The organism is Pseudomonas sp. BF-R-01 (assembly GCF_019946615.1).
Taxonomy (GTDB): domain Bacteria; phylum Pseudomonadota; class Gammaproteobacteria; order Pseudomonadales; family Pseudomonadaceae; genus Aquipseudomonas; species Aquipseudomonas migulae.
Genome location: NZ_JAGYFX010000017.1, coordinates 35,611 through 58,546, shown reverse-complemented (window position 1 = coordinate 58,546; position 22,936 = coordinate 35,611). Strand labels below are relative to the sequence as shown.

Sequence of the window (22,936 nt, the reverse complement as noted above, 5' to 3'; positions counted from 1 at the left end):
ACCTGCAGGATGCACCTTATGACTCAACAACCTCGCTCCGAACGCCGCACCCAGAATCGTGTTCTGGCCTTGTTTACAGACAAGACGCAGCCTGATTGTCTCGGCTACGACTACCTGGGCGAGTGGAGCAAGCGTGGGCAAAACCGCAACATTGAAGTCGAGCTGCTGCAGGCGAACCTGAAGCAGCGGGGCTACTCCGATGCGCAGATATCGGCGGCGTTGCAAAAGTTGATGGCCGCAGTTGATGCCACTGGTATCACCCTGTATCAGGCCAACTTGCGGACCTACCAGTTGCTGCGTTACGGCGTGCCGGTACAGGTCGCCGTTGGGCAGGCCCACGAAACGGTGCATTTGGTTGATTGGGAGCATCCTGAGGGCAATGACTTCGCCATTGCTGAGGAAGTGACCTTGCGCGGTGGCCATGAGCGCCGCCCTGATCTGGTGATTTACCTGAACGGTATCGCCATTGGCGTGATTGAGCTCAAGCGCAGTTCGGTGGAAGTGGCCGATGGCATTAACCAATTGATCACCAACCAGGAGGAAATCTTCAACAAAGGTTTCTTCAGTACGGTGCAGTTGGTCTTCGCTGGCAGTGACTCTCAGGGCTTGCGATACGGCACGGCGACTACTCGCGCCGAGTTTTTTGTCGAGTGGAAGGCTTCGGCGGCAAAACCAGAGTCAGACGAGCTGAACACTCAGCGCGAGATGCCTGCCCGCTATGACGTGATACCTGGTGCAGACGCGGCGCAGTCCGGTTATTTGCTGGATGGCCCCCTGGCGCAGATGTGCGAGAAGTCGCGTCTGCTCGACCTGATCCGCAACTTCATCATCTTCGATGCGGGCATCAAGAAAGTGCCGCGCCCGCATCAATACGCCGCAGTGAAGGCCGCGCAGGAGCGGGTTCGGCGGCAAGAGGGTGGGGTTATCTGGCATACCCAGGGCAGTGGCAAGAGCATTCTGATGGTGCTGATCGCCAAGTGGTTGCTTGAGCATGATCCTGATGCGCGCATTCTGGTCATCACGGATCGCGATGAGCTGGACAAGCAAATATCCGGGGTCATGCGCAATGCCGGGGTAATCGGCAAGGATTCGCCCTCGCCACGTATTACCTCTCGTGCCGATCTTGTGCAGAAGCTTTCCGCTACCTCGCCGCGCCTGCTCTGTGCGCTGTTGCACAAGTTTGAGCCAGATCTGAGCGTGCCGTCGCCGCCTATGCATGGGCGCTTCTATGTATTCGTGGATGAATGCCACCGCACCCAAGGCGGTGACATGAACAAGCAAATGAAGCAGTGGCTGGCCAATGCCCTGTTTATTGGCTTTACCGGTACACCGCTGCTGCGCAAGGACAAACAGACTACGCGCGATGTGTTCGGCACCTACATCCACACCTACAAATTCCACGAAGCCGTGGCGGATAAGGTGGTGCTGGACCTCAAGTACGAAGCGCGCGACGTACCGCAGCGGTTGACCTCGCAAAAGGCCATCGATGCCTGGTTCGAGCAGAAAACCAAAACATTGAACAACTACCAGAAGTCGATCTTGCGCAAGCGCTGGGCGACTATGGAAGCGCTTATGAGCGCCGGTGAGCGCAAGCAGCGCATCATCGCCAGTATCATTGAGGACTTCAGCCTGAAGCCACGGCTGAACAACGACCGGGGTACCGCCATTCTGGTGGCAGCCAGCATCTACGATGCCTGTCATTACTTCCGTTTGTTTGAGACCACCTCGTTCGGCCCTTACTGCGGCATCATCACGTCCTACGAGCCGAACCACAACTCGATCTCCCGCGAGCCGGCACAAAGCGATGAGCGTTACAAGTTCGATACCTACACGCAGTACGTGCTGAAGCCGGGCCAGACCACCACTGCTTATGAAGAAGAGACCAAACGTCGCTTCATTGAAGAACCGGCCAACCTGAAGCTACTCATCGTGGTCAGCAAACTGCTGACTGGCTTCGATGCGCCCAGTTGCTCCTACATCTACCTGGATAACGAGCTGCGGGACCATAACCTGTTCCAGGCTATTTGCCGCACCAACCGGCTCGACGGTGATGACAAGGACTTTGGCTATATCGTCGACTTCAAAGAGCTGTTCGGCGACGTGCAAGACGCCATTTCGGTGTACACCTCTGACGAGCTGGATGTCGACGCAGGCAGCGGGGGCAGCAACAACGTTGAGCTGAAGAATTGGCTGGTCGAGGGCAAGAAGCAGCTGGACGCTGCCCGTGAGGCATTGAGTTATTTGTGCGCCCCCGTGGTTCCGCCGCGTGAGGTTGAACAGTTTATCCACTACTTCTGTGGTGCCGCCGCTAACGCCAATGCGCTGGATGAGACCGAAGCACTGCGGGTGTCCTTCTATAAGATGGTGGCTTCATTTGTGCGGGCGTTTGCCGACTTGGCGCAGAACCTGACCGAAGCCGGTTACACGGCTACTGAAGCCGGCAGGCTGCAGACTGAAGTGCAGTTCTATGCTGACCTGCGTGAGGCGATAAAGAAACATTCCGGCGAAGAGTTGGATATCAAGCCATTCGAATCGGACATGCGGCATCTGCTCAATACCTATATTCAGGCAGACCCTGCCGACCCGATGAGCACGGTCGATAATTTCTCGCTGGTTGAGCTGATCGTTCAGACTGGCGTTCACGATGCCATCGCCAAAAAGCTCAACGCCAAGGGCACGCTTTCCAAGGGTGCGATTGCCGAAGGCATTATCAACAACGTGCGCAAGACCATTATTCGTGAGCAATTGACGGATCCGAAGTTCTACGAGGGTATGTCGCAGTTGCTTGAGGATCTGATCAAACAGAGTCGTGAAGATGCTGCCGCTTACGAGGAGTTTTTGCGCAAGGCTGAGGCGCTGGTCAAGCAGCTGGCACAGAAGGGACCAGGAAGCTCTCCAGCTGCACTTAACGGCCACCGGGAAGCCACTGTACTGTTCAACAACCTCGACAGCATTGCAACGACCACCTTCCAGTGCCCGAAAGACGAAGGGGCAAAAGTGAAACTGGCTCTGGATCTTGATTTAGCCATGCGCGGTTCGGCACCGGCATCCTGGCGAGGAGACCCTGCACGGGAAGCGCAGGTTCTTAATGCGCTGTTCCCTCTGATGGGACGTGACCGTGTAGCGACTTCGGCAATATTCGAAATTATCAAGAACCAACCGGGCTATTGATGAACGAGATTATTGAGCTGGGCGATATTTCAATTTCAGTGACCAGGAAAGACATCAAGAATGTCCACCTGAGCGTCCACCCGCCGGAGGGGCGGGTAACGTTAGTCGCCCCAACAAACACACGGCTTGAGGTTGCTCGGGCATATGCTATTTCCAGGCTGGGCTGGATTCGCGAGCAGCAGAGCAAACTGGAAACGCAGGCACGTGAGGCACCACGTCAGTTTGTGGAAAGAGAAAGCCACTATGTTTGGGGGCGACGTTACCTGATGGTGGTTAACCACCGGGACGCCAAGCCATCGGTGGTGCTCGACCACAAACGCATCACCTTAACTGTTCGCCCTGGCAGCGATGCGCATAAGCGCGCCGAAGTTATACATGAATGGCAGAAGCTGCAACTGCACGCCGTGGTGCCAGTGTTGATCAGGAAGTGGGAGCGCAAGCTGAAGGTTAAGGTGGCTGGTTATTACCTGCAGCGAATGAAAACAAAATGGGGTAGCTGTAACCATCAAGCAGGGAACATTCGACTGAACACCGAGTTGGTGAAGAAGCCGAAAGACCTGCTTGAGTACGTGATCGTCCACGAGATGGTTCACCTGCTTGAGCCCACCCACAATGAGCGCTTTATCTCCATCCTCGGGGAGCATTTCCCAACCTGGCGCGAGGCTCGCGCCGAGCTGAATGAGTTGCCGCTGGCTGCTGAGGTTTGGAAAGAGTGAGGCTGTACTAGCCCGATTGTAAGTGCGACTGGTGGGCTAGGCTTGGACTCGTCGAGTATCACATCAGCAGCTCTCGGGCTCTCCCTAATCGCTTCCAAAGCAATATCGCTGTGAGTCGGTAGTAATACCGGGTGGCGTCGGTATTGTGTTTCAGGTGCTGAGTGAGAAACCAGCGCAAATGCTTGAGCTGCCAGGTCCAAGGATTATCTCGCTGCCATCGCTGTTGAATGGCAGCTTGCATGATTCGGGCTTGCCGTAGGTGTCGTTGCTGGGTGGCCTTCGAGCCAGTCAGTACGCCGCTCAGGAACAGCGCCATATCGAAGGGCTTGGTCACGTTCGACCTCCAATGTAGGCCGAAACCACATCGATCCGGTTATGCCCAAGCTCAAGGCTGATCTGTTGGCGCGCCAGTCGATCAAGATCGCGGTCAATGCGATAGCAGTGGCCACGATTGACCGGGGCGGCATGGCCCGTGAGCTGCTCGTAACGCTCGCAAGCGTAGGCCGCTCGCAGTTCATGAAAACCCTTCAGTCCGTGTTCATGCAGCGTTTCGCGGGCAGGGAGCACGGTCTGTTGCAGGAATACGGCGTAGCTCTCGTCTCGGGCCAGCAAGTTGCGGCTGCCGGTCGGCGAGGCATGACGAGCAAACTGCAGCGCCGCTTTCACCTCTTCATTGGACACGATCCATCGCGGTGCGGAAGCGCCTGAGCGGCCGCCTTTGGTGCCGTCTTGGATATTGATGCGGCCTAAGTGTTCGGCTTCGCGGTACAAGCGTGGCAGGTCAGCCAAAATCGCTTCGCGCAGGCGCATGCCGGTTACTCGGGCCAATAGGATAATCGCGGCCACCCGCTCATGTTTCCGTTCGCCAAGCGCCTCGAGTACTCGCCGCACCTGTTGATGGTCTTGGCCATCCGGCGCGCGGGTGCGTACGCTCGAGCGCTGCTGGCCTAACGCTTGACTCGGACTGGCGATCCTCACGTCCTGATCACCGCGCAGCGCGGCGAGGGTGCGGTTGACACTGCTCAGACGGTTCTGCGCGGTGGCGATGCAGAGTTCGCCTTGCTGGATCTGCTGGCGCAGATACGCAGCGTAGTCTTGCAGCGTCCGGTGATCGATCCGGCGCGCATCGTTGTAACCGGGGCCGTCATCTGACCGACACCAACGCACAAACGCTTGCCAGCGATCGCTATGCGCTCTGACTGTTGCGAAGTGGCCACCGGCAAACAGATCCCTGAGCGCTTGTGGGCCGGCGTAGCTCATCTGGCGGCCATAGCCAAAGTTGCGACCATCACGCCGACCGACCAGTGCCATCGTCATCACCGTTTCCGTTTGTTTGCAGAAAGAGCAGCAGGGCTTTCCAGTGGGGGCTGAGCCTGTCCACCTGCTGCCAGTGTGTCGGGCGGATCAGGAGGGCGTTCTCCTGGCGTTCCAGCAGTGCCCCTTCCTCACGCAGTTGCTCGATCAGCAGGGCGATGTCGGCGGGGGCAATAGGTGGTGTGGCGACAGCGGCGACAGTGGCGACAACCCGCGTCATTCCTGGCCTGGCGCGTGGCGACAAGGTGGCGACAGAAGCGGCGACACTCCGTGTTTCTGATTGCGAGTGATGTTGCGCCTGGTAGCAGCGCACCGCGTCATTGAGGCGAAACATGGCGGACCTCGAAAGTTTTGGCATCGCGACTGTTCAGCCAGTTATGCGTGATCAGCTCGACGAGCAGTGTTGCGGTGTGATGGCTGCTCTTGCGTGCAAAACGAGGGCCGTTGCGATTGAGATCGCGGATAGTGAATTGGGTCCAACCTTTTTGCGTCAACCAGCGCAGCAGTCGATCCGCTTCCTCACGTAAAGTGTTGATTGGCTCTTGTTCGGTCAGGCGTTGGATCTCCGCCAGGTAGTAATCCATCAGCGTTGAGGCGCGTTGAATATGGGCCTCACTCACTACGCTCGCATCTTCAATTACCGCGAGTACACCGGCGATGCGCAGCACATTGGCCGCCGCTTTTCCTGCGACGGATTGGACGCCCGCCAGCTCACCGAATTCGCCGGACTGGCATTCGATGGTGTCGTGAATATCAATCCAGGCAGTGCGAGCGCTGGGCGTCAGTTCCAGCCTAGCGAGGTGAAGTGAACCGTCTTTGTGTAGCGACAATGGCTTATCCAGCAGGGCGGTGATGCGCATTTGGTAGCGCTGGACCTTGGCATCTCGTGTCAAGTCGACTGCCTTGTACAAACGCCGACCGACCAGGCGTTCGGGCCAGCTGATTAGGCAGCGGCCCAAGATGCCTTGGCCATTGATCGCCGGGTCTTTGAGTAGCTGGTTGGCCAAATAAGGCTGTAGCATCAAATGCAGGCTGAGGCGGCGATCATAGGCTCGCAGGCTTTCCCCGGCCATGGAGCGAGCCCGGTCGATCGGACTGCCATCCCACAGACTAGACAAGGTGGTAATCGCCTTGAGCAGATTCTCTTTGCTCATGGTGCTGCCACCCAAGAACTGGCCACCTTCATCATTGAACAAGCCCATGCTGGGCAAACCATGGCACAGGCTTTTGATCAGGGCCTCAATGGTGGGTTCGGCAATGATCAGCCTCGGCGGGACTGGCTCAGATAGTTCGCTGCCTTCCGGATCCGCATGTTTCTTTGAGGTTTTTGGTTTGGCCATGGTGCTGGTAGCGGCGCGATATGCTTTGAGCTTTTCCGCATACATGGTCCACTGCTGTCGTTCCCAGTCGCGTGCCGTCTTCAGTGCCAGATGATCCACCGCGCTTTTGCGATCACCCGAAGACGCCACCGTCAGCAGGTAAAGGGACAGCGGATAAGTTCGGCCGTCGAGTTGGATATTGGCATGACCCTGGCTTACCAGAGCAGCGCTTGCCAGCACCGATTGTGCAGCCATGGCGCGGGGCACGCCGATCACCTCGGCCAAGCGTTCGACCGCGGGGCCCAACAGATCCCCGAGTGCTTCGACCGGGTAGGGCAGTGGCGCTTGCTGGTATTCCAGCAAGGGTTGTGGGGGCTCGAACGCTTCGCACAGTTGCATCGCTATTCTCCTGAGATGATCAACTTTGTCCTCACTCATCCCGCCACGGTTGTTGAGTGTTATCAGGGATCAAGGCCCCTGCGACCTGTGAGGTTTGTCCACTAACGCGGGACTGACGGCTCCTTACGGCCGGGAGCTTGGGCATCTCATGATCTGGCCTCCTGAACACTTCCGTAGAAGTGGGCGGGTGGAGGCTGCACTGGCTGACGAGACCGGCACCGCGAGATCCTGAGTCAGGTGAAGGCAGTGATGCGATGACCGGGGCATGCCTGACTGTCAGCCAGGTGCAGTCCATTCCTTGGTCTGCGGCACCATCATCTGCAGCGCTGTTGCTGGTGATAGCGGCGTTTGTCACGCCGATTGTCACGAGGGGAATTGCCGCAAAGCCATGTGCGATGAGGGCTGCAGCAGTGGTAGGAGCGCCCGTCTCTTTTCTGGAAAAAGAGACGGGCGAACGGTTGGCGCAAAACGTTGGCCGAGCAGGTTCGTTGCTGCAGGGCTAAAGGGTTAGCGGGCAGCCGCACTAGGCGGATTGTTTAGAGGGCGTCCATCATTCTGGCGAATGACCGTGCGAGCCTCCGGGCGCGAATCGCACTTTGGGATGAACCACCGGGTTAGCGGCATGACCTTGAAGGCTCTGGTCATCTGGGTTGCTGCCTAAGGCAGCGCTTTGAACCTTCGTTCTACCGGTCACCGCGGCACGGGTCAATTGGTAAGGGGCACATGGAAATGCGCCAGATTCCTCCTCTGGCGTGCTTTGGAGGTCGGTGGCTGTCAGTGGCAAAGTGGCCGTTTGTCGCTTTTCTAGTGTTAGCCCGTGAGCATGGGGATGCGAAGCCTCCCCATGCTCACGGGCTTAGCCGGAGAAGCTATAATCGAGGCGAATTGGCGACTGTCGCCATCCGCTCATACGACAAGGATGTAGATGGCACGCGGTCTGTCGCCAGTGTCGCCGTTGTCGCCGTCCTATCGGATGGGTACTACGTTCCGATCCCTAGCCACATTCATCGCGCTGGCCGAGAGATTGCCGGTCGACGCCTTCAGAATGTAATCGCTCCACCAAGCCATCATCGGCCGCCGTCGCTCGATGTAGTCGGCTCGGTTGTAGGCACTGCGCACCTCATCCTTGTCGACGTGCGCCAACGCCACTTCGATGAGTTCCGGGTCCCACCCATGTTCATTCAATATGGTGCTGGCCATCGAGCGCATGCCGTGGCTGACCAAGCGGTCCTGGAAACCCATGCGTTTCAACGCCATGTTGGCGGTCTGGCTATTGGCATGAGTACGAGGGTTTCGGTCTGCCGGGAAGACGTATTCCCGATGACCACTGTGGGACTTCAGTATCTCCAGCAATGACATGGCTTGATCGCTCAACGGGATGCTGTGCGGGCGGCGCTTCTTCATCCGCTCCGGCGGGATGGTCCAGACACGCCTTTCAAAATCGATGTCTGCCCAACGAGTAGTCGCCGCCTCGGCTGGGCGAGTCATGGTGTGCAACTGCCATTCGATTAGACAGCGGGTAGTGCGCTTGATACTGGCGTTCGCTATTTCCAGCATTAGTTCAGGAAGCTCCTCGGGTGGTAGCGCCGCCATGTTTTCTTTCTTCGGTTTCTTGAATACCGCCCGAATCCCGCTTAGCGGGTTCGCGAAAATCATTCCCGAATTGACCCCGTAGGTCATGATCTCGTTGAGGCGCTGGCTAAGCCGCTTCACGGTTTCCAAGCTGCCTTTGGCTTCGATGGGCCGAAAAATCTTTATCACCATCGGTGCGCTGACTTCCGAGATCGGAGTCGATTTCATGCTCGGAAAAACGTGCAGCGTGAGTGAGCGCCAGATGTCCTCGGCATAGGCCGGCGTGACCGAGTCCTTTTTCAGCTCGAACCAGGCGCTAGCTACTTTCTCGAACGTATGTTCCGTCTCGGCTAGCTTGGCCTGCGCGAGATCATTGCGCTGAGCTTTGGGATCGATCCCCTGCGCAAGTACTTCCCTAGCCTCAACCGCTTTCCGCCGAGCTTGCGCCAGAGAGACCTCGGGATAGGAGCCGAGCGCCATGTTGATTCGATTCTTGGTGACCGGATGCCTGTAGTTGAAATTCCACTGCATCGAGCGGTTGACCCGGACTCGGAGCTGGAGGCCGTCGCCATCCGTGAGGACGTAGTCCTTGTCTTTGGGCTTGACCGCCTTGAGCTGGCGGTCGGAGAGGCGAGCTGTTTGAGCGCACATGGGAGGAGCTCCATGACACCTTTTGGTATTCCCAAGATTAGTCGCAGGTAGGCTGGAATACCACCGGGAATACCGGGATGGCTGGAACCCAAAAAACCATTGTGGCCCTCAAAAGAGCTACAAACCCTTGATTTCACTGGATTACAGGCACAAAAAAAGACGTCCGTGGACGTCTTTGTTTGATCATTTGGTGGAGCCGGGGGGATTTGAACCCCCGTCCGCCAGTACTCCGCTGTCGGTACTACATGCGTAGCCGTGTCTATTAAGTTAACCCTCAGCGACCCGACGGGCAGGGTGCTTTGGGCGAGTTGTGTAAGTTTTAGCCGCTTCGTCCACAACGTACTGCACGGCGATTCTGTTCTATATGACAATCACTTTGGGTTTACAGACATCCCCTGATGATTGCTGGACCCGAAGGTACCAGAAGGGAAGGGCTAAGGCTGCTTACGCAGCGAGAGCGTATTCCCCGTAGGTTTCGTCATTGGCAACTATAAGAAGTTGCAACAGTGGATTTACGAGTTCTGTTACCAACTCGGCATGCACCTAAAGTTTCGCGACCGGCGTCGAATCCTAAACGGCCCCGTGCCTGTTGCTCTGTGAATCAAAATGAGCAGCAAGCCTGCGCAGTGTACGCCAACGTGGCTCAGAAGGCCACCCGATGCTTGGCGCGAGTGATCATGGGTCGGGATCTTTGCTCAGTTTGCCAGCGACAATGCCTGGGTGGCCTCGGTGACGCATTTTTTGTCGTCCCCGGCAGCTTTTGAAGCTTCGGCGCTGGCCAGCAGTCTTTTGATCTCCATTGTGGTGTTGTCAGGGCTCGCCGGCAGTGCATTCACTTTGGCTTTGAGCTGTTGCAGCTTGCTCGTACACAGGTCGTTGTCCGCTGCAAATACGGGAGAAGCCAACAGTGCGGCAGACATGAGCAAACCAGCGATCGCGGTACGTTTCATGGGTATTTCCTTGTACGGGTAGTCTTGGTGCTGCCATAGGGGCGGGGGGCTCGGCCGAGGTCGAAAAACAAGCCACGATTGATCGGCCCTAACTAAAAGACTACGACGCTGCGCAAGAATTCGCTTTTCACCCAAAGGCTATGGAAAAAAGGTCCATGCATGCCCAAACCCCAGAAGCAACAAAACCCGCATTTGGCGGGTTTTGGTTTATTTCGCGTTGGGTGGAGCCATCCTGAGCGCTCCCTGGCCTGTTGCTCTGTGAATCTTGATGAGCAACAAGCCTGCGAGTTGAACGCCAGTAAAGCCCACCCGAAGGTTGGCATTGTGCCGGGTTACTTCCCGCCTTTGTTCGCGTCCTTGATTTGCTTGATCGTTTGTTCTGTCTCGGCGATGCAATCGTCAGTCCCTTCCTTGGTGCCTTTTGCCTGATCGGCTTTGGCTTGCTTGACGCTGTCCATTACCTGATCAGACATTTCTGGAGGAGTCTGTGCCCTGGCATTTTCGATGGTTTTAATGTTGACCGCACAGAGGTCTTCAGCGGCAAACGAGGGGGACGCCATCAGCGAGACAGTAACGAACAGACCTAACAGTACAGAACGTTTCATGAGTATCTCCTTGAACTGAGGGTCCAGGCATTTGCTGGCCATCAGAACGGGCTGCCGAGGTTGGGTAAGGCCCGGCAATGTCCGGGCTTAACCAGTGGACTACGACGTTTCGTCAGGGTTCTATTTTTCTTCAGATGCCCCTCGGCTGTGTGACCCGATCCACCAGATAGACCAGCCCGTGGTAGTCGATTCCGCCATGTTGCGTCAGACCGATCTCACAGGTGCGGCTGGTCGAAATCCCCTCGCTGCACTGTTGCACCGCGTCCTTGAGCGTACGCAGCGAATGGGCATTCAGCTCCGGCGTGGTGAAGCCCTTGTCGCCGGCAAATCCACAGCAGTGAATGCCTTCGGGAATGACCACGTTTTTGCTGCACTTGCGCGCCAGATCAATCAGCGCCTGGCTTTCCCCGAGGTGCTGAGTGCTGCACGTGACGTGCACGGCGATGGGCGCTTCCTGCGGGGTGAAGTCGAGACGATCCATCAAATGCGTACGGATGAAACGCACCGGGTCGTACAGGTCCAGTCGAACATCTCCCAGGTCCTGAACCAGTCGCAAGGTACAGGGGCTGGTGTCGCAGTAGATCGGATCGAGCCCGCCACGGCTGGCGTGCAGTAATGCGCCAATCAGTTCCTGGCGCTTGTGTTCGGCCTGTTCGGCGTAGCCCTTGGAGGCAAACGGCTGGCCGCAGCAGAGATTGTCCTGATTGTCCGGAAAGACTACCTGGTAACCGGCTTTTTCCAGCAGGCCACGGGTTTTGTCGTACAGCGACATTTGCTCTTTATCACCGGCCGCCGGGCCCATGACCCGTGAGACGCAAGCTGCCAGGTACACCACGCGAGGGCGCTCGTCCGACACGATCGGGCTGAAGCGAATGGCTTTTTCTGGCTGCGGCATGGCGTTGGTCCATTGTGGGACCTGGCCTTTGGACAACTTCGTCAGCGTTGCCGAAAGCTTCGCCAGACGTGGCGCCCCCAGCAGCATCCGCGCGCCATTGGCCACATGCAGGGTGAAACGGGCGCCTTGCAGCGCGGTGGCGAAATTGCCTTCCAGCCAATTGGCAGTTTTCGTATGCGTCGCCTTACGGCCGCGAAGCTTTTTCACCAGCTCGCCAGTGTTGATTCCTACAGGGCAACGCTGTGCGCACAACCCGGTGGCGGCGCAGGTGTCGATGCCTTGGTATTCGTAAGCGGCTTCGAGTTCCGTGGTGTCCACGCCGGCGCGTTTTTTTGCCTGAATGTCTCGCCAGATCACGATGCGCTGGCGCGGGCTCAGGGTCAGGCCTTTCGACGGGCAGACCGGCTCACAAAAACCGCACTCGATGCACTTATCCACAATCTCGTCGGCGGCCGGCAACGGCTTCAGGTGTTTGAGGTGAATCTGCGGATCGTCGCTGAGCACCACATCCGGATTGAGAATGCCGTTGGGGTCGAGCAGGCGCTTGAGCTGCCACATCAACTGGTAGGCATCGCTGCCCCATTCCAGTTCCACGAACGGCGCCATGTTGCGACCGGTGCCGTGCTCGGCTTTCAGCGAACCGCCGAATTCCACCGCGACCAACTGCGCCACGTCGTCCATGAACGCTTGGTAGCGTGCGACTTCTTCCGGGTTGTTGAAGCCTTGGGTGAAGACGAAGTGCAGATTACCTTCCAGCGCGTGCCCGAAAAGGATCGCTTCGTCGTAGTGATGCTTGTCGAACAACTCGATCAGACGATTCACGCCGATGGCCAGTTGTTCTACCGGGAAGGTCACGTCTTCGATGATCACCGTGGTGCCGGTTTTGCGCACCGCGCCGACGGCGGGGAAGGTGTCCTTGCGAATGGCCCAGAGGCGGGCGTTCTCGATTGGGTCTTCGGTGAAGTCGACCTGTTTTTCCACTGGGAACGAAGTCAGCGACGCCATGATTTGCGCCAGTTGCTCGTGCAGCAAAGTCGACGACGCGGCGCGAGATTCGATCAGCAGCGCGCAGGCATTGTTCGACAGGTGCTGTACGAAATCCGGCATGCCGGGTTTGTTCTGTACTGAACGCAGACTGCGACGGTCTAGCAGTTCCACGGCCGACACCGGTTGGCTTTTCAGTACGGTGACGGCGTTGCAGCAGGTCTCCACATCCGGGAACACGATCAGCGCCGACGCCTTGTTCGGGTGGTCGATCACCGTGTCGTAGGTCACGGCGCTGATGAACCCCAGCGTGCCTTCGGAACCCACCAGCAAGTGGCTCAAGATATCCACAGGCTCGTCGTAATCCACCAGGGCGTTGAGTGACAGGCCGGTGGTATTTTTCAGACGGTATTTGTGGCGGATTTTTGCAGCCAATTCGGAATTGGCGCGGGTCTCGCGGCCCAGTGTCGCTAAACGTTCAAGCAGCGCTGCGTGGCTCTCACGAAACGCCGCGACACTCGCCGCATCTTCGGTGTCGAGACGGCTGCCGTCGGCGAGCACCAGGCGAATGCCGGCCAGCGTGTGATAGGTATTTTGCGCCGTGCCGCAGCACATGCCGCTGGCGTTATTGGCGACGATACCGCCGATTTTGCAGGCGTTGATCGAGGCCGGGTCGGGACCGATCTTGCGTCCGAACGGCGCCAGCCACGCGTTGGCCTGCGCGCCGATGACGCCCGGCTGCAGACGGATTTGCGTGCCGTGGCCGCGGATCTCGCGTCCGTTCCAGTTATCCCCAAGCACGATCAGCACCGAATCGCTGATGGCCTGGCCGGACAGGCTGGTGCCGGCGGCGCGGAAGGTCACCGGAACCTGATCCCGTTGCGCCAGTTTCAGCAGCGCCACCACTTCATCTTCAGACTCGACGCGGATCACCAGTTGCGGAATCAACCGGTAGAAACTGGCATCGGTGCCGAACGCCAATGTCGACAGCGGGTCGTCGAACCGTCGTTCTTGAGGTATCAGTTGCTGCGCATCTCGCAGGAAAGTCGCCGGTAGAGTCATTGGTCCTCCAGGATCAAAACCACCAGGTCTTTCGGGCCGTGGGCACCGTAAGCCAGGACTTGTTCGATGTCGGCCGTTTTCGACGGGCCGGACACCAGCAGCGCGTTGGTCGGCATGCCGTGAGCCCAGTTGAACTCCTGCTGCACCTGATAGAAGTTGTCACGGATTTCACTGGCCTTGAGCAGGGCGAAATGTACGGGGGGCACCAGGCTCATCAAGCGCGGTTCTTCCCGCGTCGGCCAGAGAATCAGACTACCTGTGGCGGCGATTGCGCCGAGGGTGGTGGTCAGGCTGGCCGGTGTGTCGTTGAACAGCTCGGCTTTCCATTCTTCCACCGGGCGGTCGTAGGCTTGTAGCGTCGGCAAGCCAGGATTTTTCGCCCAGTGCTGAGTGACACGTTGACCGTGCGGCGTCGTCGGCGCGATCAACAGGCTCGGCAACTGACGATCCCGCAGCAACTGAGCAAGCAACGAAGGCCAGGCTTCGCCGGACGTCAGATGGATTTCCGTGTGCACCGCTTCCATCAGTTTGCGCAGCTGCGGAATGCGTTGTTCGGGTGCGTAGGTGTACGGCGCTGTCACCAGTTCGACGTCGAACTCGTCAGGCACGGGCGTGGTGCCGGTCAGACTTTTCCGTAACTTGGCGAGGATGTTTTGCTTGGCGCTCATCAGCGGTCTCCCTGTTTGGCCAGATGCTCGCGGGCCATATCGTGCAGTGAGCGGGCAGCCGGTTTTGGGGCGCTGTGGTTTTGCGTCCAGGGGCCGACGTTGCTCGGTGCGAGGGCACGCAGACGCGTGGCGACAAAGCCGAACAGTCGATACAGCGTCGGCGAGCTGTTGAGTTTCGCCCAGGCATTCCAGATAAAACGCTCCTTGCGCGAATACTTGCTGCCCTGGCCGCGCATCACTTGATGCGGGCTGTCCGGGGCTTTGACGTTCTCTTCCCGCAGGCGTCGCAGTAGGGAAGGGATAGGAATTTTTACCGGACAGACTTCGCCGCAAGCACCACACAGCGACGACGCACTCGGATGATCCGGGACATTCGCCAGGCCGACCATGTGCGGCGTGATGATTTTTCCGATAGGCCCAGGGTAAACCTCCCCATAGGCGTGGCCGCCGATTCGAGTGTAGACCGGGCAATGATTCATACAGGCGCCGCAGCGAATGCAGTTCAGGGTCTGGCGCAATTCACTGTCGGCAAAGGCCTGGCTGCGACCGTTGTCCAGCAGCACAAGGTGCACTTCCTGCGGGCCATCGAGTTCATCGGCCTTGCGTGGGCCGGAGATCATATTGACGTAGGTAGTGATCGGCTGGCCGAGGGCCGAGCGGGTCAACAGTGACACCAGCGGCACCACGTCACGCAGGTTTTCCACGACTTTTTCGATGCCGGTAACGGCGATGTGTACCGGTGGCACCGTGGTGGTCATGCGGCCGTTGCCTTCGTTCTCCACCAGCAGCAAGGTGCCGGTTTCGGCCACGGCGAAGTTGACGCCGGAGACGCCGATGTCCGCTTCGAAGAATTTCTGCCGCAAGACTTTGCGACCGATCTGAATGAGTTGGTCAACGTCCTTGGTGTATTCCACGCCAAGTTTGTCATGGAACAAGGACGCGACCTGACCGGCATTCTTGTGGATCGCCGGCATAATAATGTGTGAAGGCTTCTCGTGGTCGAGCTGGACGATGTACTCGCCCATGTCCGATTCCAGGCATTCAATGCCCCGTTCAGCGAGGAAATGGTTCATCTCCATTTCTTCGCTGACCATCGATTTGCCCTTGATCACTTGCCGCCCCTCGTGAGCGCGGATGATCGAGAGGACGATGCCATTGGCTTCGTCCACCGTTTCCGCCCAGTGCACTGTCACACCGTTGCGGGTCAGGTTCTGTTCAAGTTGCTCAAGCAGGTCGGGCAACTTCGATAACGCACGGGCGCGGACAGCATTGCCCAGTGCTCGCAAATGTTCTCTTTCATGGGCATCGCTGAAGGACGCTGCCCGTTTTGTCATCAGAGAATCCATCGCAGTGCGAAAGTTGTTTCGCAGTTGCTTGTCACCCAATGCAGTGTGAGCACGGGTGCGGAAATCTTCTTCTACGGCAACCGTAGGAATAATCGCGGAAGCGTTCATTGAACACCTCCGGTGCGCTGCCAAAGGAAACTGGCCAGGTGTTGGCCGCGCAACGCTTCCTTCTGTTTCTCCAGCGAGCCGTTGATGTTCATCAGGCAACCGCAATCGGCACTGAGTACCTTGTGCGCACCGGATTCCTTCAACGCCCGGGTCTTGTCAGCCACCATCGCGCCGGAAATGTCTGGCATACGGACGCTGAAAGTCCCACCGAAGCCACAGCATTCACTTTCATGGCTATGGTCGACTCGCTCCACATTCCCCAACTGCGCCAACAACTCGCGGCCGTGCAAGTGGGTGTTCATCTCACGACGTGCCGAACACGATGTGTGCAATGCCACTTTGACCGGTTCGCCGCTGTCCTTGAGCTGCACTTTGCAGACAAACAACAGAAACTCGGCCAGCTCATACGTCCGGGCCGCCAGGGCCTGAACCTGTTTCAACGTTTGCGGCTCGTCCTTGAACAAGTCGGCATAGTGCTCGCGCAGCATGCCGGCGCACGATCCCGACGGCACCACCACCGGATACTCTCCAGCGAACAGCGCCAGTTGCGCGCGCGCCACGGTCCGGGCCTGGTCGGTGTAACCGGAGGTGTAGGCCGGTTGCCCGCAGCAGCTTTGCCCTTGCGGGTACTCGACACGAATGCCTTCGCGTTCCAGCAGGTGAATCGCATCCATCCCGGCTTCCGGGTAGAACAGATCAACCACGCAGGTCCCGAACAGGTAGACCCGTGCCGGTTTTTCGCTGGGATATTGCCGAGGCTTGGGCAGTGGCGGGGCGACGCGGGTCGCGTTCGGCACGGCGTTGTAAAAAAGCTCGCTCATCAGGCGTGTCTCCGGGTGGTCCCGGTTATCCGTCCGCTGAGGCTGCTGAATATAGAGAGAGATTCTTTCAGCAGCCTTACAGACCGGGTTGTGAATAGCTGACGCCGGAATCGTGGTCCGGCGTCGGTTTTTGCGTTTTTTCGTGTAGTACTTAGTGCACCAGCATGCCGGTGAACCAGTAGGCCTGAGCCAAGGTGATCAGGCCGACGATGGTTGCGAAGAACAGGCTGTGCTTGAGGGTGAAACGGAACAGGTCCGATTCCTTGCCGACCAGACCGGTCGCGGCGCAGGCCACGGCGATCGATTGTGGCGAGATCATCTTGCCGGTCACGCCGCCGCTGGTGTTTGCCGCCACCAACAAGGTGTCGTTGACGCCGATCTGGTGCGCGGTGGTCGCTTGCAACGAGCTGAACAGCGCGTTGGACGAGGTGTCGGAACCGGTCAGGAACACACCCAGCCAGCCGAGGAACGGCGAGAAGAACGGGAATGCCGCGCCGGTGCCTGCCAATACCAGTGCCATGGTCGACGACATGCCCGAGTAGTTGGTGACGAAGGCGAACGCCAGCACCATGCCGATGGACAGAATCGGCCAACGCAGCTCGTAGAATGTCTCTCTAAAAGTGGTCAGACCAGTTTTAATGTTGATCTTCAATACCAGCATCGAGATCAGTGCGGAGAAGAAAATCGCCGTGCCGGTCGCGGAAATCGGATCGAGTTTGAACACAGCCGGGATGGCGGTCGGAGCGGTCACGATTGGTGCGACCTTGATCACCATTTGGTCCAGGTGCGGAATGGCGAAGTTGAACACCCAGCCGTACATCGAGCCGCCAGCGGCGAACATCGCCTTGAACGGCTTCAGGGTCCAGATGGTGACCAGCACGGTGAGGATGAGGAACGGCGACCAGGCTTTGAAAATTTCACCGAGGCTGTAAGGCGAGGCCACGGTTGTGCGCGGCTGACCGAAGCCGCCGGCGCTGGCGGTCACAACGGAGGCCGAAACGGCACCGACGATGTGTTGGCCTGCGGCGCGTTTCGGCTGCCAGACTTTCAGGAACAGCGTCAGGGAGATCAGGCTGGCCAGGGCCGAGGTGATGTCCGGCAGTTCCGGGCCGATGAAGTTCGACGTGAAGTATTGGGTGATGGCGAAGCTCAAACCGGCCACCAGTGCTGCTGGCCAGGTTTCCCGCACGCCGCGCAGGCCGTCCATCATGAACACCAGCCAGAACGGCACGAACAGCGACAGCAGCGGCAGTTGGCGACCGGTCATGGCGCCGATCTTGAACGCGTCGATACCGGTCACTTGCCCGGCCACGATGATCGGGATCCCCAAGGCGCCGAAGGCCACTGGCGCGGTGTTGGCGATCAGGCACAGGCCTGCGGCGTACAGCGGGTTGAAGCCGAGTCCTACAAGGAGGGCGGCGGTAATCGCTACCGGTGCGCCGAAACCGGCTGCGCCTTCAAGGAATGCACCGAAGCAGAAGCCGATCAGCAGCACCTGCAAACGCTGGTCGTCGGTGATCGACAGGACGGAGCTGCGAATCACCTCGAACTGACCACTCTTGACCGTCAATTTGTAGAGGAACACGGCGGCGACGATGATCCACGCAATCGGCCATAGGCCGTAGGCGAAGCCATACCCGGCGGCGGCGAATGCCATATCGACCGGCATCTGGAACGCGAAGATGGCCACCGCAATGGACAAGGCCAGCGTGATGCTGCCGGCCACGTGCCCTTTGAGTCGGAACACGGCCAACGCCAGGAAGAAAAACACGATGGGGATAACGGCTGCGAGCGCGGAAAAGCCGAGGCTGCCGAGCGGGGTATAGAGCTGTTGCCAGGTTTGCATATGGGGTGGCCCCTAATTGTTGTTGGTCAGGCACTGATCAGCGTTCTTGGATAATTGGTAATACCAATTTACAATCGCTGTTCGCTAGGGTAAAAGCCTTGTAGGCGGCGTGTCAATTTGCCGCCCTAAAACTTTTGTCGAACACGTGCTGTGGCGTCTGCTTGATCCGCTCGTACAAATGCCGTCTGGTAGGTGCTGGCAAAGCGCCGATAGGCCAGAATAGAGAGCCCGGCGAGCCGTCGGGATCGTGGAGAATTGAGTTATGGGGTTTGATCAAATTCGTCAGCGCCGTTTGTCTGACGATATTGTCGAGCAGCTCGAGGGGATGATTCTCGAGGGCACGCTCAAGGCTGGTGAGCGCTTGCCGGCCGAGCGCGCATTGGCCGAGCAGTTCGGCGTGTCACGCCCTTCGTTGCGCGAAGCGATTCAGAAGCTGGCGGCCAAGGGCTTGCTGGTCAGTCGCCAGGGGGGCGGCAACTATGTGGTGGAGTCACTGGGCACGACCTTCAGTGACCCGCTGCTTCATCTGCTTGAAAGCAACCCCGAGGCCCAGCGCGATCTGCTGGAGTTTCGCCATACCCTGGAAGCGTCCTGCGCCTATTACGCAGCAATGCGGGCGACAGATGTCGATCGCGAGCGGCTGACCGCGGCCTTCAATGAATTGCAGGACTGCTACACCCGCCACGATGAAGTGAGTCGGGCGGAAGAGGGGGCGGCGGACGCGAAGTTTCACCTGGCAATCGCCGAAGCCAGTCACAACGCGGTGTTGCTGCACACCATTCGCGGGCTGTTCGATCTGCTCAAACGCAACGTGGTGACCAACATTGGCGGCATGTACAAACAGCGCACGGAAACCCGCGACATGCTGATCACGCAGCATCGGGAGTTGTACATGGCGATTATTGAGGGACGGGCGGAGCAGGCGCGGGAAGTTTCCAGTCGACACATTCTGTATGTACAGGAAGTGCTGGAAGAGGTGCGTCAGGAAGTGCAGCGCATGGCCCGGGCGGAGCGGCGCAAGGGGATGTAGTCAGTTGGTTTTGTATCGTTCGTGCGATTGCATTCGCGGGCAAGCCTCGCTCCTACAGGGTGACGTGTAGGAGCGAGGCTTGCCCGCGAAGAGGGCCTCAAGGCGAAAAATTACTCTTCCTTGCCCTTGTTGCGCACCGCTCGCTGCAACTCGCGACCGGCGTCGCGTTCGCGTTCGGTATCACGCTTGTCGTATTCCTTCTTGCCCTTGCCCAGAGCGATCTCGCACTTGACCATGTGCTTGCTCCAGTACCAGGACAGGCACACGCAGGCGTAACCCTTTTGCTGCACGGCGGCGGCCAGCTTTTCCAGCTCGCGGCGGTTGAGCAGCAATTTGCGGGTGCGCGTCGGATCGGCGATGACGTGCGTGCTGGCGGTCGTCAGGGGCGTAATGTGGCTGCCGAGCAGCCAGGCTTCGCCATCCTTGAGCAGCACGTAACTGTCGACCAGTTGCAGCTTGCTTGCCCGCAGACTTTTTACTTCCCAGCCGGCCAGGACCAGACCAGCCTCGAACCGATGTTCGATGAAGTAATCGTGTCGCGCCTTTTTATTCTGCGCGATGGTCCCTGTTGGGTGTTTCTTCTGTTTAGCCATAGGGGCGGCATTATAGGGAGTTGCACGCGAGTCGGCTACGGTGATGCTGCGTGCTTGAGCAGGTTGATTGAATCCCGGACAATGCGCCCTCTTTTTTCAATGCTTGGACGTGGTAACGATGTCGACAGACAAGGTTTCTGTCCACGGCAGTTGGGCTAGCCGCTGGGTCTTCATACTCGCCGCGACCGGTTCGGCCGTGGGCCTGGGTAGCATCTGGAAGTTCCCGTACATGGTCGGGGTCTACGGCGGCGGTGCCTTTGTATTGATGTTCCTGGCCTGTATCGCACTGATCGGCGTACCGGTCATGCTGGCTGAAACCCTGATCGGTCGCCGCGCCCGGCAAAGTCCGGCCAATGCCTTGAAGGTGCTGGCGCTGGAGGCCGGGCATTCGGGCAAGTGGTCCTGGGGCGCATTCGCCGGGATGATCACGGCGTTGCTGATCCTGTCTTTCTATAGTGTCGTCGGTGGTTGGTCGCTGGATTACATCATCGACATGGGGCGCGGCGACTTTCAGGGGGTAACGCCGGATCAGGTCGGTGCGTACTTTGGCAAGGTGATCGCCGATCCATGGCGCCTGACACTTTGGCATACGATTTTTATGCTGTTGTCCGCCGTCGTCATCGCCAGGGGCGTAGTCGCCGGCCTTGAGCGCAGCCTGCGCATCATGATGCCGCTGCTCTTTGTGATGGTTCTGGTGCTGCTGGGTTACAGCATGACCACCGGCCATTTCATGGAGGGCGTGCATTTCATGTTCGACTTCCATCCGGAAAAAGTCCTCGACGGCTTGCTGCCGGCCATGGGGCACGCGTTCTTTTCCCTGAGCGTGGGCGTTGGTTCGATCATGATTTATGGCGCCTACATGCCGAAACACTCGTCGATCTCCGGCACCGTGGTCGGTGTCGCGCTGCTCGATACCTTTGTTTCGCTGGTTGCGGGTCTGGCATTGTTTCCGATTGTGTTCGCCGCCGGCCTGAACCCGAGCGAAGGCCCTGGCCTGATGTTCGTCAGCCTGCCATTTGCCTTTGGCAACGTAGCGTTTGGCCAGTTGATGGGGGTAGTGTTCTTCGTCCTGGTCGCGATTGCAGCCTGGAGTTCGGCGATTTCACTGCTTGAACCGATGGTGGCTTACCTGGTTGAACGCACTAAAGTCAGCCGCGCGTGGGTGACTTTCTGGCTGGCGTTCACCTGCTGGTTCGTCGGTCTGGGCACGGTGTTTTCCTTCAATATCTGGAAGGAAGCCAAGTTTTTCGTGAACGAAGGCGGGATGTTTCATCTCTATCAATGGGGTGCGGCCGGCGGTCTGGATTTCTTTGGCGTGATCGATTTCTTTACCTCGCGGATCATGTTGCCACTCGGTGGTTTGTGTTTCGTGGTGTTTGCAGGATGGGTGATGGGGCGTGAAGCGGTGCGCGACGAGTTGTCGATCCGCAACCCCATGCTGTTCAATCTGTCCCTGTTTTTGATGCGCTATGTGGCGCCCATCGGCATTCTTGTAGTGTTTGCCGCCCAGCTGTGGAAGTGACGCTGACATGACGACACACATTCAACGTTCGGCTCTGCTGCCGTACCCGGCACAAGCGCTGTATGACCTGGTCAATGACGTGGCACGTTACCCGGAGTTTTTGCCGTGGTGCTCGTCGGCCGAAGTACTGGAAAACTCTCCCGAGTACATGCGCGCGAGCGTTGGCGTGGCCAAGGGTGGCCTCAGTCAGCATTTCGTGACGCGTAACACTCTGGTCCCCGGGCAATCGATCGAGATGAATCTCGAGGAAGGCCCATTCACCCAGTTGCATGGCATTTGGGTGTTCAAGGCGTTGACCGACAAGGCCTGCAAGATCAGCTTGGACCTGTCGTTCGATTACGCCGGGCCGATTGTTCGCGCGACCCTGGGGCCATTGTTCAATCAGGCGGCCAATACGCTGGTCGATGCGTTCTGCCAGCGCGCCAAACAGATACATGGTTAAGCCCGTGATCGAAATCGAGGTGGTGTATGCCGCCGTTGATCGACAGGTGCTCCGCTGTGTGACGGTGCCCGCAGGCACAACAGTGCGCGCAGCGCTGCTTGATTCGGGAATAGGCGAAGCGTTTCCAGAGCTGGATCTGGGCGAATGCCCTGTCGGGATTTTCGGCAAGGTGATCGCCGATCCGGACACACACCAGGTTCGGGCGGGGGATCGTATTGAGATCTATCGGCCTTTGCTGGCCGATCCGAAAGAGGTTCGCCGGTTGCGCGCGGCCAAGGCCGCCGAGGCAAAAGCCCGAAATCAGTGACCTGATTAAATGCCAGACAATAAAAAACCCGGACATTCCGGGTTTTTTATTGCGTCGCAAATTATTGCGGCGAAGTTTCCAGCGGTTCTGGCGTCGGGACTGGAACGGTTTCTACGCCGTCCACGTCCTTCTGGATCTGATCCAGCAACGAACCTGGCTTGACTGGTTTTTCCGGTTTCGGCTTCTCGGCGTTTTCAACAGGCGCGGTCACATTAGTGCCACTGTCCTTGCCGAGAATGGCTTCGTCCCGGCTCACGCCTGGCATGAAATCACCAGAGAGGCTGACAAGTTGGTCATTTGGGTTGAAGATAACGCTAATGCGTTCCTGTTGGCGTTCACCGCCACCGGGTTGCAGGCTGTACAGATAATCCCAGCGATCGGCATGGAACGTGTCGGTCAACAGGGGGTTGCCCATGATAAACCGTACTTGCTTACGGGTCATTCCCGGGCGTAACTGGTTTATCATGTCCTGCGTGACGACATTGCCCTGCTGGATGTCGATTTTGTAAACCCCGGGGAATGAACAACCGGCGAGTGCGAGCAGTCCCACAAAGGTGAAACTGGTTAGCAAGAGCTTGGTGTTTTGCATCGGTGGGCGACTTCCACTATCTTGGC

General features: G+C 58.3%; 20 protein-coding genes and 1 other RNA gene. 6 read left to right on the top strand and 15 right to left on the bottom strand.

All coding sequences use genetic code 11. From position 1 onward, the window contains the following. Window positions 1-18 precede the first annotated feature (18 nt). Window positions 19-3,171 (top strand): type I restriction endonuclease subunit R, encoded by a 3,153-nt coding sequence (locus KGB27_RS09505; RefSeq protein WP_223554132.1) that lies wholly within the window; start codon window positions 19-21, stop codon window positions 3,169-3,171. Continuing rightward, the gene (locus KGB27_RS09500; RefSeq protein ID WP_223554130.1) at window positions 3,171-3,887 is read left to right on the top strand and encodes a M48 family metallopeptidase; all 717 of its coding nucleotides are present in this window, start codon (window positions 3,171-3,173) and stop codon (window positions 3,885-3,887) included. The genes KGB27_RS09505 and KGB27_RS09500 overlap by 1 nt, the downstream gene beginning before the upstream one ends. 58 nt (window positions 3,888-3,945) lie before the next feature. On the opposite strand, the gene KGB27_RS09495 is transcribed toward KGB27_RS09500, so the two are convergent. From KGB27_RS09495 to KGB27_RS09435, 13 genes are all read right to left on the bottom strand, one after another. Continuing rightward, window positions 3,946-4,221 carry a hypothetical protein gene (locus KGB27_RS09495; RefSeq protein ID WP_223554128.1) on the bottom strand — a complete coding sequence of 92 codons (276 nt, stop codon included), beginning with the start codon at window positions 4,219-4,221 and terminating at the stop codon, window positions 3,946-3,948. Beyond that, window positions 4,218-5,198 (bottom strand): integrase domain-containing protein, encoded by a 981-nt coding sequence (locus KGB27_RS09490; RefSeq protein ID WP_223554151.1) that lies wholly within the window; start codon window positions 5,196-5,198, stop codon window positions 4,218-4,220. The genes KGB27_RS09495 and KGB27_RS09490 overlap by 4 nt, the downstream gene beginning before the upstream one ends. Further along, the gene (locus KGB27_RS09485) at window positions 5,176-5,535 is read right to left on the bottom strand and encodes a hypothetical protein (protein WP_223554126.1); all 360 of its coding nucleotides are present in this window, start codon (window positions 5,533-5,535) and stop codon (window positions 5,176-5,178) included. The genes KGB27_RS09490 and KGB27_RS09485 overlap by 23 nt, the downstream gene beginning before the upstream one ends. Then, window positions 5,519-6,919 (bottom strand): YfjI family protein, encoded by a 1,401-nt coding sequence (locus KGB27_RS09480; protein WP_223554123.1) that lies wholly within the window; start codon window positions 6,917-6,919, stop codon window positions 5,519-5,521. Before KGB27_RS09480 ends, KGB27_RS09485 begins: the two co-directional genes overlap by 17 nt. Before the next feature lie 966 nt (window positions 6,920-7,885). Continuing rightward, a complete protein-coding gene (locus KGB27_RS09475) occupies window positions 7,886-9,142 on the bottom strand; it encodes an integrase domain-containing protein (RefSeq protein WP_223554121.1) in 1,257 nt (418 codons plus the stop codon). Between the two features lie 188 nt (window positions 9,143-9,330). Then, window positions 9,331-9,724: a transfer-messenger RNA gene (gene ssrA, locus KGB27_RS09470) on the bottom strand. Window positions 9,725-9,837: 113 nt separating this feature from the next. Then, entirely contained in the window at window positions 9,838-10,092 is a 255-nt protein-coding gene (locus tag KGB27_RS09465; RefSeq protein ID WP_008036550.1) for a hypothetical protein, read from the bottom strand. A 332-nt stretch (window positions 10,093-10,424) separates the two neighbouring features. Then, window positions 10,425-10,697, bottom strand: a complete 273-nt coding sequence (locus tag KGB27_RS09460; RefSeq protein WP_008036547.1) for a hypothetical protein — start codon at window positions 10,695-10,697, stop codon at window positions 10,425-10,427. Window positions 10,698-10,827: 130 nt separating this feature from the next. Beyond that, entirely contained in the window at window positions 10,828-13,638 is a 2,811-nt protein-coding gene (locus KGB27_RS09455; protein ID WP_223480925.1) for an FAD-binding and (Fe-S)-binding domain-containing protein, read from the bottom strand. Further along, window positions 13,635-14,306, bottom strand: a complete 672-nt coding sequence (locus tag KGB27_RS09450) for a lactate utilization protein C (protein ID WP_207285303.1) — start codon at window positions 14,304-14,306, stop codon at window positions 13,635-13,637. The genes KGB27_RS09455 and KGB27_RS09450 overlap by 4 nt, the downstream gene beginning before the upstream one ends. Then, window positions 14,306-15,760 (bottom strand): LutB/LldF family L-lactate oxidation iron-sulfur protein, encoded by a 1,455-nt coding sequence (locus KGB27_RS09445; RefSeq protein WP_192227686.1) that lies wholly within the window; start codon window positions 15,758-15,760, stop codon window positions 14,306-14,308. The genes KGB27_RS09450 and KGB27_RS09445 overlap by 1 nt, the downstream gene beginning before the upstream one ends. After that, window positions 15,757-16,581 carry a (Fe-S)-binding protein gene (locus KGB27_RS09440; protein ID WP_223554119.1) on the bottom strand — a complete coding sequence of 275 codons (825 nt, stop codon included), beginning with the start codon at window positions 16,579-16,581 and terminating at the stop codon, window positions 15,757-15,759. Before KGB27_RS09440 ends, KGB27_RS09445 begins: the two co-directional genes overlap by 4 nt. 151 nt (window positions 16,582-16,732) lie before the next feature. Continuing rightward, window positions 16,733-18,427 (bottom strand): lactate permease LctP family transporter, encoded by a 1,695-nt coding sequence (locus KGB27_RS09435; RefSeq protein ID WP_223435482.1) that lies wholly within the window; start codon window positions 18,425-18,427, stop codon window positions 16,733-16,735. 262 nt (window positions 18,428-18,689) lie between these two features. On the opposite strand from KGB27_RS09435, the gene KGB27_RS09430 reads away from it, so the two are divergent. Beyond that, the gene (locus KGB27_RS09430; RefSeq protein ID WP_008029801.1) at window positions 18,690-19,457 is read left to right on the top strand and encodes a GntR family transcriptional regulator; all 768 of its coding nucleotides are present in this window, start codon (window positions 18,690-18,692) and stop codon (window positions 19,455-19,457) included. 110 nt (window positions 19,458-19,567) lie between these two features. Here KGB27_RS09430 and smpB read toward each other — a convergent pair whose 3' ends face one another. After that, window positions 19,568-20,050, bottom strand: coding sequence for an SsrA-binding protein SmpB (gene smpB, locus KGB27_RS09425; RefSeq protein WP_008029800.1), 483 nt, complete (start codon window positions 20,048-20,050; stop codon window positions 19,568-19,570). Between the two features lie 118 nt (window positions 20,051-20,168). On the opposite strand from smpB, the gene KGB27_RS09420 reads away from it, so the two are divergent. Genes KGB27_RS09420 through KGB27_RS09410 form a run of 3 tightly spaced genes read left to right on the top strand, consistent with a single transcriptional unit; the run spans window position 20,169 to window position 22,321 of the window. After that, complete coding sequence (locus KGB27_RS09420) at window positions 20,169-21,572, top strand: sodium-dependent transporter (protein ID WP_008029797.1); 1,404 nt, start codon at window positions 20,169-20,171, stop codon at window positions 21,570-21,572. Window positions 21,573-21,579: 7 nt separating this feature from the next. Next, the gene (locus KGB27_RS09415; protein WP_008029796.1) at window positions 21,580-22,014 is read left to right on the top strand and encodes a type II toxin-antitoxin system RatA family toxin; all 435 of its coding nucleotides are present in this window, start codon (window positions 21,580-21,582) and stop codon (window positions 22,012-22,014) included. Continuing rightward, the gene (locus tag KGB27_RS09410; protein ID WP_223414121.1) at window positions 22,007-22,321 is read left to right on the top strand and encodes an RnfH family protein; all 315 of its coding nucleotides are present in this window, start codon (window positions 22,007-22,009) and stop codon (window positions 22,319-22,321) included. Before KGB27_RS09415 ends, KGB27_RS09410 begins: the two co-directional genes overlap by 8 nt. A gap of 61 nt (window positions 22,322-22,382) precedes the next feature. Here KGB27_RS09410 and KGB27_RS09405 read toward each other — a convergent pair whose 3' ends face one another. Beyond that, window positions 22,383-22,910, bottom strand: a complete 528-nt coding sequence (locus KGB27_RS09405; RefSeq protein WP_008029791.1) for an outer membrane protein assembly factor BamE — start codon at window positions 22,908-22,910, stop codon at window positions 22,383-22,385. Window positions 22,911-22,936 lie beyond the last annotated feature (26 nt).

Coding starts and splice junctions, on each gene's coding strand:
- KGB27_RS09435 (WP_223435482.1), bottom strand. CDS start 18,427: ATGCAAACCTGGCAACAGCTCTATACCCCGCTCGGCAGCCTCGGCTTT.
- KGB27_RS09465 (WP_008036550.1), bottom strand. CDS start 10,092: ATGAAACGTACCGCGATCGCTGGTTTGCTCATGTCTGCCGCACTGTTG.
- KGB27_RS09475 (WP_223554121.1), bottom strand. CDS start 9,142: ATGTGCGCTCAAACAGCTCGCCTCTCCGACCGCCAGCTCAAGGCGGTC.
- KGB27_RS09410 (WP_223414121.1), top strand. CDS start 22,007: ATGGTTAAGCCCGTGATCGAAATCGAGGTGGTGTATGCCGCCGTTGAT.
- KGB27_RS09450 (WP_207285303.1), bottom strand. CDS start 14,306: ATGAGCGCCAAGCAAAACATCCTCGCCAAGTTACGGAAAAGTCTGACC.
- KGB27_RS09405 (WP_008029791.1), bottom strand. CDS start 22,910: ATGCAAAACACCAAGCTCTTGCTAACCAGTTTCACCTTTGTGGGACTG.
- smpB (WP_008029800.1), bottom strand. CDS start 20,050: ATGGCTAAACAGAAGAAACACCCAACAGGGACCATCGCGCAGAATAAA.
- KGB27_RS09500 (WP_223554130.1), top strand. CDS start 3,171: ATGAACGAGATTATTGAGCTGGGCGATATTTCAATTTCAGTGACCAGG.
- KGB27_RS09455 (WP_223480925.1), bottom strand. CDS start 13,638: ATGACTCTACCGGCGACTTTCCTGCGAGATGCGCAGCAACTGATACCT.
- KGB27_RS09430 (WP_008029801.1), top strand. CDS start 18,690: ATGGGGTTTGATCAAATTCGTCAGCGCCGTTTGTCTGACGATATTGTC.
- KGB27_RS09505 (WP_223554132.1), top strand. CDS start 19: ATGACTCAACAACCTCGCTCCGAACGCCGCACCCAGAATCGTGTTCTG.
- KGB27_RS09440 (WP_223554119.1), bottom strand. CDS start 16,581: ATGAGCGAGCTTTTTTACAACGCCGTGCCGAACGCGACCCGCGTCGCC.
- KGB27_RS09480 (WP_223554123.1), bottom strand. CDS start 6,919: ATGCAACTGTGCGAAGCGTTCGAGCCCCCACAACCCTTGCTGGAATAC.
- KGB27_RS09490 (WP_223554151.1), bottom strand. CDS start 5,198: ATGGCACTGGTCGGTCGGCGTGATGGTCGCAACTTTGGCTATGGCCGC.
- KGB27_RS09415 (WP_008029796.1), top strand. CDS start 21,580: ATGACGACACACATTCAACGTTCGGCTCTGCTGCCGTACCCGGCACAA.
- KGB27_RS09485 (WP_223554126.1), bottom strand. CDS start 5,535: ATGTTTCGCCTCAATGACGCGGTGCGCTGCTACCAGGCGCAACATCAC.
- KGB27_RS09460 (WP_008036547.1), bottom strand. CDS start 10,697: ATGAAACGTTCTGTACTGTTAGGTCTGTTCGTTACTGTCTCGCTGATG.
- KGB27_RS09420 (WP_008029797.1), top strand. CDS start 20,169: ATGTCGACAGACAAGGTTTCTGTCCACGGCAGTTGGGCTAGCCGCTGG.
- KGB27_RS09445 (WP_192227686.1), bottom strand. CDS start 15,760: ATGAACGCTTCCGCGATTATTCCTACGGTTGCCGTAGAAGAAGATTTC.